The organism is Frankia sp. Mgl5 (assembly GCF_023242985.1).
In the GTDB taxonomy this organism is placed as follows: domain Bacteria; phylum Actinomycetota; class Actinomycetes; order Frankiales; family Frankiaceae; genus Parafrankia; species Parafrankia soli.
On sequence record NZ_JALKFY010000816.1, the window covers coordinates 22,262 to 32,751 of the forward strand.

Genomic DNA, 10,490 nt, shown 5'->3' on the forward strand with positions numbered 1-10,490 from the left:
GCACGGATATCCCCGACCGCTTGTCCTCCGATCCTATGTCGCCTATGGTGCCGACGTCGGTTAAACGTATAACCATGATCGATTTTGTTGGTGAAGATCTTTGATGACTGGGGAGGTCCGGTGGCGAGCATCGCCGCGGCGGGCTCGACGGACGCGCCGAGACGGCTACGGGTCGAGTACCTCGATGCGGCGGCGATCGGGATCGGGGAACGTCGGCCGCGGTTGTCCTGGTTGCTGCCCGACGGATCGGCACGGCAGACGGCATATCGGGTCGAGTTCGACCTCGGGGACCCGGTCCGGGGGGATTCGGACTGGGTGGACTCCGACCGGAGTGTGTTGCTGCCGTGGCCGGGTCCCGACCTCGGTTCCCGCCAGCGAGTCGCCTGGCGGGTGAAGGTCCGCACGGACGTGGGCGAGAGCGACTGGTCCGCCGCCGCCTGGTTCGAGACGGGGATGTCGGACCCGGACGACTGGGTGGCCCGTTGGATCGAGCCGGTCGAAGCCGCTCGGGCGCCGAGCGGCGAGCGCCCAGCTCACGTGCTGCGACGCGGCTTCGAGCTGGCCTCGCTCCCGCGTGAGGCTCGTCTCTACGCGACGGCGCACGGCATCTACGAAGTGTTTATCAATGGCCACCGGTGCGGCGACGTCGAACTGGCCCCGGGCTTCACCGACTACCGGCACACGCTCAACGTGCAGGTCTACGACGTCGGTCCGCTGGTCGTCGCGGGGAAGAACGTCTGGGAGGTGGTGCTCAGCGACGGTTGGTACCGCGGCCGGCTGGGCTTCAGGCAACGAGCCGACAACTACGGCGACACCGTCGCATTCCTGGGTCAGCTCCACCTTGCCCAGCCGGACGGTACCGACGTGATCGTCGCCACCGGACCGGAGTGGCGCTCGGGGACAGGCCCGATCATCGCGGCCGATCTCGTGGCGGGTCAACGCGAGGACCGACTCCGCGTTGTCGACGACTGGCGGCCCGTCGCGCTCGCCGATCACGGACTGGATCGCCTCGCCTGTTCCCCCGCGCCTCCCGTGCGTCGGGTCCAGCAACTGCACCCGGTGGCGATCACTCGTCCGCTTCCGGACCGGCAGATCGTGGACCTGGGACAGAACATCACCGGATGGGTGCGGCTGCACGACCTCGGACCGGCCGGGACGACGCTCACCCTGACCCACGGCGAGATGCTCGACGAGATCGGTGACCTCACACAGGTCAACCTGCGGCTGCCCGGCCTGTCCGACGGCGAACCCGGACCGGGCCTGCAGATCGATCAGGTCGTCTCGGCGGGTGTGGTCGGGGACTTCTTCGAGCCCCGCCACACCGCCCACGGATTCCAGTACGTGCGGGTGGAGGGCTATCCGCGGCGACTGACACCGGACGACGTCACGGGTGTCGTCGTCCACAGCGACCTGCGCCGCACCGGATGGTTCCGGTGCAGCGACGACCGGCTCGACCGGTTGCACGCCATGGCCGAGTGGAGCTTCCGCGACAACGCCTGTGACATCCCGACCGACTGCCCGCAACGTGAGCGCTCGGGCTGGACCGGCGACTGGCAGATCTTCAGCCCGACGGCGGCCTTCCTTTACGACGTTGCCGGCTTCTCGGTCAAATGGCTGCGGGACCTCGCCACCGGGCAGCGGCCGGACGGCTGCGTCGCGAACATCGTGCCGGACCCGGTCGGCCCGATCGCGCGCGACGCCGACGCAGACCCCGTCGTGACGATGTTCCAGAACGATCTGCAGGGGTCTGCCGGCTGGGGCGATGCGTCCGTGCTCGTCCCCTGGGAACTTTGGCGCGCCTACGACGACACCGGCATCCTCGCCGAACTCTGGCCGACGATGCTGCGCTGGATCGACTTCGCGGCCACCAGCGCCCGTACCGGCCGGCACCCGGATCGCATAGCCTCCCGTCCCGAACCGGCGCCGCACGAGGCATTTCTCTGGGACACCGGCTTCCACTGGGGGGAATGGCTCGAGCCCGGCGACGACGTCACCGACCCCGAGGGGGGAGGCGAGTTCAGGACCGCCGACCACAGTGCTGTCGCGACGGCCTACCTGTATCGATCCAGCCAAATCGCGGCCCGAATCGCCCGTCTCCTCGGCCACGTCGCCGAGTCCACCCGGCTCGGCGAACTCGCCGAGGCCGTCCTGGCCGCTTGGCGCCTCGAGTTCATCGGTCCTGACGGTCGGCTGGCGCCTGACACACAGGCCACCTGTGTACGGGCGCTCGCCTTCGGGCTCGTTCCCGCCGAGCTGCGGCAATCGACGGCGACCCGGCTGGTCGAACTGATCCGGCGGGCCGGCACCCATCTCGGCACCGGCTTCCTCGCTACCCCGTACCTGTTACCTGTGCTCGCGGACAGCGGTCACCTCGATATCGCCTACGAGCTGTTGTTCCAGGACACCCAACCCTCCTGGTTGGCCATGGTCGACCGCGGCGCCACGACCGTCTGGGAAACCTGGGAGGGCCCCGACGGCGCGCACCCGATGTCGCTCAACCACTACAGCAAGGGTGCTGTCGTCTCGTTCCTGCATCGCTACGTCGCGGGTATCCAGCTGCTCGACGACCACCCGGGCTATCGGCACTTTCGCGTCGCCCCGTGTCCCGGCGGCGGGCTGAGCTGGGCCGAGGCCGGTCACGACTCGCCCTACGGCTGGATCGAATCGTCATGGCGCCTGGACGGCGACCAGATCCACCTCACCGTCACCGTGCCACCCGGGACCACCGCCGAGATCCTGCTGCCGGACGGCACCCGCGTCGCCTCCGGTCCCGGCAGGTGGATGGGCAGCTGCCCCGCGGTCCCCAGGGCTGCCTCCCGGCCGGAGGAATCCCGATCTCCCGGACACGAGGCCACCTGACCAACCATCCGATCAACGCGCGGGCCGCCACCACAGAGAAGGAGCGCAGACATATGCGGAGAACCGACGGGTCGCCGAGGCGATGCGGGCACCATAGGCCGCTACGACGGCGGCTGGGCGCATTGCTGTCCATGTCCTTAGCCGTGCTGGTGTTCGGGGCGGCCTGTGGGTCGGACGACGACACCCCGGGGCCGGCGAACACCAACGCGGACACCGACGTGCTCGGGCCGGTGAACGCCGCCAGCGGCGAACCCGTGAAGATCGGCTATGTGTCGGACGGCACGACGCCCGTCTACGACGGCTCCGCGCAGCTGGAAGTCGCCGACGCCACAGTCGCCTACCTCAACGCGCGGCACGCCGGCATCGGTGGCCGCCCGATCGAGCTGGTGAAGTGCGAAACGCAGGCGGACCCGTCGAAGGCCGCCGAGTGCGCCTTCCAGATGATCTCCGATGGAGTCGTCGCTGTCGCCGTCGCCGAATCAGGCGTGGTGGACGACGTCTGGCGGTCGTTGGCCGACGCAAACATCCCCGCGATGTTCTACGGCTCGGGCAACCCGGACCTGCTCGCCGACCGCGAGTCCACCTTCGTCCTGGGCGATCCCACCTATTCGGTGCTCCAGCTCCCGATCAGCCTCGCCGCGAAACTCGGCGTACACAAGGTCACCTCGGTGGTGATCGACGTGCCCGCCGCGCTGCACACCGCACAGGACGTCGCGCCCAAGGCCTTCGCCGACGCGGGCCTGGACTACCAACTCGTCACGGTGCCCCCCGGCACGGCCGACATGACCCCGCAGATGCAGAACATCGCGGAAGGGGACACCGGCTTGGTGTTCGTCATCGGTAACGACACGTTCTGCATCAGCGCCTTCAACGGCCTGCGGGCCGTCGGATACGAGGGCAAGATCAGCGCGATCGCGCAGTGCGTCACCGACGCCACCCGCAAGGGCGTGCCAGCCGAGACGCTCGACGGAATGGTGGTCGGTACGACGGTACCCACCGGCGGCACCGACCCGTCCAACGTCGTCTACCGCGCTGTGATCGACGGCTACGGCGACGGCCTCGACGACGCCGACGCGCTCGTCGGCAGGGGCACCTACGTGACACTCGCCGGTCTCCTCGCCCCGCTCGCTGGCATGTCTGGGGAGATCTCTCCCCAGACGGTCGCATCGTCGCTGCACTCGATGCCGGAGACGGAGCTACCGGGGACGGCCGGCCTGCGCTACCGGTGCAACGGTAAGGCCTACCCGGAGAATCCGGCCGTCTGTGTGAGGGGTGGCCTGTCCACGACCTTGGACGGCGACGGCCAGCCCACCGAGTTCGAGGTTCTGGGGTCCACCCCGATCGGGGACTGAGCCCGCTCTAGGCCCGCGGTGTCGGCGGCGCCCACGTGCGTCGCCGACACCGAGAAAGCATCGCCTGCGAAATGACCCGGTCGAAGAGGCGTGGCAGGCGATCGGCATGCCGGCCGTCGACCTGGGTAGCGGCGCTTTCGTTCCCATCGGGTGGACCGCGTCAGACGCGCGGCCCGCCGCAGAACTGCGGCGCGTGCTACGGCCCGCCGCTCCGGTCCTCATCCGCTCGGCGTTTCCAGGACGGCACGAGCAGGTCGCACTGTTCCGGTTCTTTCCCGAAGCGGTGCGGGTCGACCTCGGCATCTACCCCGTCCAGCTGTGCTCGCTCGTGCTAGGCCCGGCCAGCCACGTCGTCGCAGACGGTGTCATCGGTGCCACGGGCGTCGACGAGCAGGTCGCGGCAGTACTCCGCCACTCCGACGGCAGGCTCGGCGTCGTCAAGACCGCGATCCGGACAGTTATGGCGTGCACTGCCCGCATCGCGGGCACCGAGGGGTCGATCGACCTCCCGGCGTTCATGCACTGCCCCGACGCGATCACCGTCACCACTCGACCCAACGGCGCCGAGCGCATCGACGCCACCTACGAAGACAACGGACTGGCCTTTGAGATCGCCGAAGTGCACCGGTGCCTCCGGCAAGGGCTCACGGAGAGCCCGGCGATGACGCTCGACGAGACCGTCGCCATCGCGTCAACACTTGACGCCATCCGCGCACAGATCCCCATCAACGACGCGCGTGCAGCCTCACCGACGGACGCCGCCGCGACGAGCTCCTGACGCGACATCCTTCGACGAAGGGCCATCTGATGACCCGTTCACCTCTCGACTTCTACGCCGACCCCGACTCGGGCGCCTGGGAGGAACTCGGCTACGACCCCTACCCGGCGGGCCGCCCACCCATCGACGTGCCGCTGGTGCTCCGCCCGCCGACGCGGGCACTGCGCGACCTGCGCGGCCGCTACGACGCGATCGTGGTGGGCAGCGGAGCCGGGGGCGGCGTCGCCGCTTTCGTACTGGCCTCCGCCGGCCTCTCGGTGCTCGTGATAGAGCGCGGCTCGTGGTTCGGCGCACGCGACCTGGCGGCCGACCACATCCGCAATCACCGGTTCTTCTTCGGAGGAGACCTCGACACGCCTCCCGGGCACCCGCGCGCCGTGCCCAGCGAGGGCCGTGAGGTGGCCATCGAGTCCGACGACCTGCGCTACCACCACAACGCGATCACCGTCGGCGGCGGCACTCGGTTCTTCGGCGCACAGGCATGGCGGTTCCTGCCCGACGACTTCCGCATGGCGTCGCTGTACGGCGTCCCCGATGGATCCGCGCTCGCGGACTGGCCCATCACCTACGACGACCTCGAACCGTTCTACGACCGGGTCGAATGGGAACTCGGCGTGGCAGGGCATCCCCACCCCGGCGAAGGACCCCGCAAACGCGACTACCCGATGGCACCTTTCCCTCCCACTGCTGCACACGCGGTGCTCGCAGCCGGAGCCGAGACGCTCGGCTGGCCGACGGGGGCGGTCCCGCTGCTGCTGAACACCGAGCCCCGCAACGGACGGGCCGCATGCATCCGCTGCGGACAATGCGTCGGCTTCGCCTGCCCCGTCGATGCCCGCAACGGCACCCACAGCACCGTCCTGCCCCGCGCCCTCGACCTCGGGACCGACCTAATCACCCAGGCACAGGTCATCCGAGTGACCGACACCGGCGAGGTGGAGATCGCCGCCGACGGCACCTCACGCGTCCTCCACGCCGGACGGATCGTGCTCGCCGGCGGCGCCGTCGAGACCGCGAGACTGCTCCAGCTCAGCGGCCTGGGCAACGACTGGGTCGGCGACTGCCTCCAGGGACACCTGTACGCCAATGTGTTCGGCCTGTTCGACCAGAACGTCCACGACGGCTACGGGCCCGGACCCTCCGTCGCGACCCGACGCTTCTCCCACGGGAACGACGGCATCGTCGGCGGCGGCCTACTCGGCCACGACTTCATCAAGATCCCTACCATGCACTACGTACTCGGCCTCCCCTCAGGCATCGACCGCACAGGCCCCGACGCGCGACGCGCCCTCGCCGAGAGCTACCAGCACACCGTCAACATCCAGGGCCCCGTCCAAGAAGTACCCACGCGCGAAGCACGCATCCGGCTAGCCTCCACCGTCACCGACCAACTCGGGCTTCCCGTCGCCCGACTCGAAGGGCTCCAACACCCGGAGGACCTGCGCACCGCCGAATTCCTGTCTACTCAGGCCGAGAAATGGCTCTACGCGTCCGGCGCCACCCGCACCTGGCGTATGGGCGCGGGCGGCCGAGGACTCTCCGGCGGCCAGCATCAAGCCGGGACCGCTCGCATGTCCGACTCACCCCAGCACGGCGCGACCGACCCGTACGGCAAAGTCTGGGGCACAGACCGGATCTACGTCGCCGACGCCAGCCTCCACGTCACCAACGGCGGCGCCAACCCCGTCCTGACCATCATGGCCCTCGCCTGGCGAACCGCAGCCCACGCGGCCACCACCGGATAACGGAAAGCCCATCAGCGATTTAAAGCTACTCGAGCAAGCAGATTTGTAGCGGCTGCTCGTAGCGGAAAGCCGTCGCCGTCTGGACTAGTGGCCACCGCGGCAAGTAGCCGGCAGCGTGCCGTGCAGGCCCTAACGGCGACGGCCCGTTGCTCGCCGTCTAGTACGGCAGCAGCACTTTTGTGATCGTCTTGCGTTCCGTGGTGATCTTCGCGGGTGGCCGTGTCGGCCTGGCGGCAGGGCGATCGCAGACGCGGGACGGCCACCGATGATCATCGCGGGTTGTGTGGACCATCGAAGATCGACCAGTGGCCGTGGGCCACAGCATAGACAGCGAGCGGTGGCGGGCTGAGTTCGAGGGCGTCCTGTCCCGGGTGACGGGCCGGTTCGCGCGGGTGGAGACCCGCCGCCGGGTGGGCCCGTTCCTGCTCGGGCTGATGGCGGGTCTGGGCCGGACGAACTGCTGGACCGTCTCCGAGCACGCGGGCGAGGCGTCACCGGACGGGATGCAACGCCTGCTCGCGCGTGCGGTGTGGGACGCCGACGCCGTCCGCGACGACCTACGCGGCTACGTCGTCGAACGGCTCGGTGAACCCGAGGCCGTTCTGGTCGTCGACGAGACCGGGGACCTGAAGAAAGGCACGGCCACGGTCGGGGTGCAACGCCAGTACACCGGAACCGCCGAAAGAATCGAAAACGCGCAGGTCGCGGTCTACCTGGCCTACGCCGCCGACCGCGGCCACACGTTCATCGACCGGGCGCTCTACCTCCCGAAGAGCTGGACCGGTGACCCCTATCGGCTCGCTGCGGCCGGCGTCCCCGACGGCACAGGCTTCCGGACCAAGCCCGCGCTGGCGCGGGAGATGCTCGCCCGCGCGTTCGACGCCGGGACACCCGCTGGCTGGGTCGCGGCCGACGAGGTCTACGGCCAGGATCCGAAACTGCGGGCCGACCTGGCCCGGCGCGGTGTCGGCTACGTGCTGGCCGTCGCCAGCAACCACCAGGTGACCATCGGCATCGGACCGCGCAAGGCCGTCGAGCTCGCCGTGCGTCTGCCTGCTCGCTCCTGGCAGAAGCTCTCCGCCGGCATGGGGTCGAAAGGACAGCGCTACTACGACTGGGCGATGATCGACACCGTCGACCAGGACCTGCCCGGCCGGCACTGGCTCCTCATCCGCCGCAACCGCCGCACCGGCGAGTACGCCTTCTACCGCGCCCACGCACCCGGCCCGGTCCCGCTGTCCGCGCTGGTCCGGGTCGCCGGACGCCGCTGGGCCGTCGAAGAAACGATCCAGACCTGCAAGGAACTCGCCTCCCTTGACCAGCACCAGGTCCGTAAATGGACCTCCTGGCACCGCTGGACCGTGCTCGCGATGCTCGTCCATGCCTTCCTCGCCGTGCTGGCCGCCGACGAACGCGACCAGCCCCCGCCCGAAGGCCTGCTACCCCTGACCGTGAACGAGGTCCGCCGGCTGTTCACCGCTCTCGTCGTCCAGACGGCCGAGACTGTTGCCCACGTCCTGCACTGGTCACAGTGGCGGCGCCGCCATCAAGCCAACGCCCGCGCCAGCCACTACCGACGGCGAGACCACCAACCCAACTGATCATCAGATAAGGGCTGGCGTACTACGCTCACCCATATGGCCGTCGCTGGACGCGTATTCGTGTCATTGGACTGCGCTGACGCCATGCCGCTCGCCGAGTTCTGGGCCGCGATGCTCGGCGGCGAGATCATGTTCGCGACTGCCACGGGCACTGTCGGGGTCCGCACCGACGGGGTCTGGCTCCTTGCCATGGAGATCCCCGGCTACAGCCCACCGACTTGGCCTGAGGCCGACATACCCAAACAGATCCATCTGGATCTCGCCGTCGGCGACCTAGAGACGGCGGTAGTCGAGTCTGAACGTCTGGGTGCCACGCTCGCAGCAGTGCAGCCAGACCCTGATCGGTGGCGAGTGCTGTTCGACCCCGCTGGTCATCCGTTCTGCCTGACGACTGTGACTCCACCCGAGTAGTGCCCCGATGTAATCCCGCCAAGGCCACCCACGACGCGGACACCTTGCCCCAACGGATCACAAAAGTGCTGCTGCCGTACTAGAGCGTAGCGCGAGGTGATCACGGCTGGCGGATCCGTGGGCGCGTCGGCGAGCGTTTCAGGTGACCCTCGACAACCATGACTGCCAGGGCAATCTCCCACCAGGGTGATCTTCCAGAAACCGTGACAGGTTAGGGGCCGGTGCCGGTAGCCGACGCCGGAACGCCATATCGCCTTCCACCGCTGCGGCCGGCCCGCCTGCCCGGCTCGACCGGACGCGACAAGGTTGCTGGATTCCGTGCTAGCACTGATGCGCCCCGGACGGGCGATCTCTAGCCTCGTGACTGACGGCGCCGGGGGTTGGGCGATACCCAGGACACTCGGCGCGGGGGAGGAGCGGACACGGTGTCCGACCCGCAGGCGGATGTGGCGCAGGTTCAACAACGCGTCGATGGGCCCGGGCCGCCGATTGATCGGCGCGGCTCATCCACGTCGAAAGGTGGGCCGAGGGCGCGGACGCCGTATTCCCCCGGACCGCGTCGAAGGACGTCGCCTGGAATGCGTCGTGGATCGAGATTTTCGACTAGAAACGGGGGGCGGGGTTCGATGCCGGCAGAAGAATCCGCGACCGGGATGCCACGGCGGGCCTTCCTGGCCGCGGGTCTGGGCATAGCGACGGTCGGCGCGACGGTGGCACTGGCGAAACCGGCCGCCGCGGCTGGGGACGGGATCCACTACTGGCGCTTCTGTAACAAATGCTTCGGGCTGCTCCGAGAGCTCCGGGCGGACAACAATCATTGCCCGCAGGGTGGTTCTCATGTTATCCAGGGCTGGACGTTCGCTGTGGCGTATTCGAACGGAAACTTTCTCCACGCCGGCGAGACGCCGTCCCTACAAAGCGCCTGGATGGAGTGCTACTACTGTGCGCTCATCTACTACGGCGACGCCAACGGAGTATGCGTCGCCCGAGGCGGGGCGGGTCATTTCGGAACATCCCAGCAGAATCTCCTCCCCCACGACCTGAATCCGATACCGGGCGGCTACCAGTCCGAGTGGCGGTTCTGTTTCAAGTGCGGCACGCTGTACTTCGACGGTTACCGGCCGAACCGCGGTGCCTGCCCGGGGAACCCGGGCTGGGGACACGCCGCAGCCGGTTACATGTTCCAGCTCCAGGTGGCTGCGTACACCTGACCACGTCGAGCGTGCGCCGACGGGCCGGTCCTCGCCGTCGACCCGTCGGCCCGCCAGCTCGCGGCGAGGCCGCTGTCCACAGTGTGGATGGAGCCGGTACGGCGCTGACGCCCCTGTGTTGTCAAGTGGCCGCAGTGGCCGCGGTGGCCGGTGGGCTGGTGCGCGGGATGGCGTTGTAGATCTCGCGGGCGACGTATCGTTTCAGACAGCGGATGACCTCACGTGGGGTCTTGCCTTCCGCGAGGCGTCGTTGTTGGTAGGCGCGGGTGCGGGGGTCGCAGCGCAGACGGGTGATGACAATGCGGTGGAGGGCGGCGTTGGCCTGGCGGTCGCCGCCGCGGTTGAGGCGGTGACGGTGGGTCTTGCCGGATGACGCTTCGATCGGGCTGACGCCGCACAGGGCGGCGAAGGACGCGTCGCTGGCCAGCCGTTGCGGGTTGTCGCCCGCGGCGATGAGGAGGGCCGCGGCTGTATCTGGTCCCACGCCGACGCGGGTGAGTAGTGCGGGTGTGTGACGGGTGAGCAGGGTGGTC

The 10,490-nt window shown here is 68.8% G+C and carries 8 protein-coding genes; 7 read left to right on the top strand and 1 reads right to left on the bottom strand.

Annotated elements, in window-relative coordinates; translation table 11 throughout:
- Nucleotides 1-90 precede the first annotated feature (90 nt).
- The 7 genes from MXD62_RS31925 (at nt 91) to MXD62_RS31955 (ending at nt 9,957) form a co-directional block, all read left to right on the top strand.
- Nucleotides 91-2,859, top strand: coding sequence for a family 78 glycoside hydrolase catalytic domain (locus MXD62_RS31925; protein WP_248833083.1), 2,769 nt, complete (start codon nt 91-93; stop codon nt 2,857-2,859).
- Nucleotides 2,860-2,990: 131 nt separating this feature from the next.
- Nucleotides 2,991-4,211 (top strand): ABC transporter substrate-binding protein, encoded by a 1,221-nt coding sequence (locus tag MXD62_RS31930; protein ID WP_248833084.1) that lies wholly within the window; start codon nt 2,991-2,993, stop codon nt 4,209-4,211.
- A 106-nt stretch (nt 4,212-4,317) separates the two neighbouring features.
- Nucleotides 4,318-4,989, top strand: a complete 672-nt coding sequence (locus tag MXD62_RS31935; RefSeq protein ID WP_248833085.1) for a hypothetical protein — start codon at nt 4,318-4,320, stop codon at nt 4,987-4,989.
- Nucleotides 4,990-5,018: 29 nt separating this feature from the next.
- Nucleotides 5,019-6,734, top strand: a complete 1,716-nt coding sequence (locus tag MXD62_RS31940; protein ID WP_248833086.1) for a GMC family oxidoreductase — start codon at nt 5,019-5,021, stop codon at nt 6,732-6,734.
- Nucleotides 6,735-7,096: 362 nt separating this feature from the next.
- Nucleotides 7,097-8,335, top strand: coding sequence for an IS701 family transposase (locus MXD62_RS31945; RefSeq protein WP_248833090.1), 1,239 nt, complete (start codon nt 7,097-7,099; stop codon nt 8,333-8,335).
- Nucleotides 8,336-8,371: 36 nt separating this feature from the next.
- Entirely contained in the window at nt 8,372-8,746 is a 375-nt protein-coding gene (locus tag MXD62_RS31950) for a VOC family protein (RefSeq protein WP_285224267.1), read from the top strand.
- 626 nt (nt 8,747-9,372) lie between these two features.
- Nucleotides 9,373-9,957 (top strand): hypothetical protein, encoded by a 585-nt coding sequence (locus tag MXD62_RS31955; protein WP_020458132.1) that lies wholly within the window; start codon nt 9,373-9,375, stop codon nt 9,955-9,957.
- Between the two features lie 121 nt (nt 9,958-10,078).
- On the opposite strand, the gene MXD62_RS31960 is transcribed toward MXD62_RS31955, so the two are convergent.
- Nucleotides 10,079-10,490: IS110 family transposase (locus tag MXD62_RS31960; RefSeq protein WP_248833088.1), on the bottom strand; the 412-nt coding region annotated here is incomplete at its 5' end.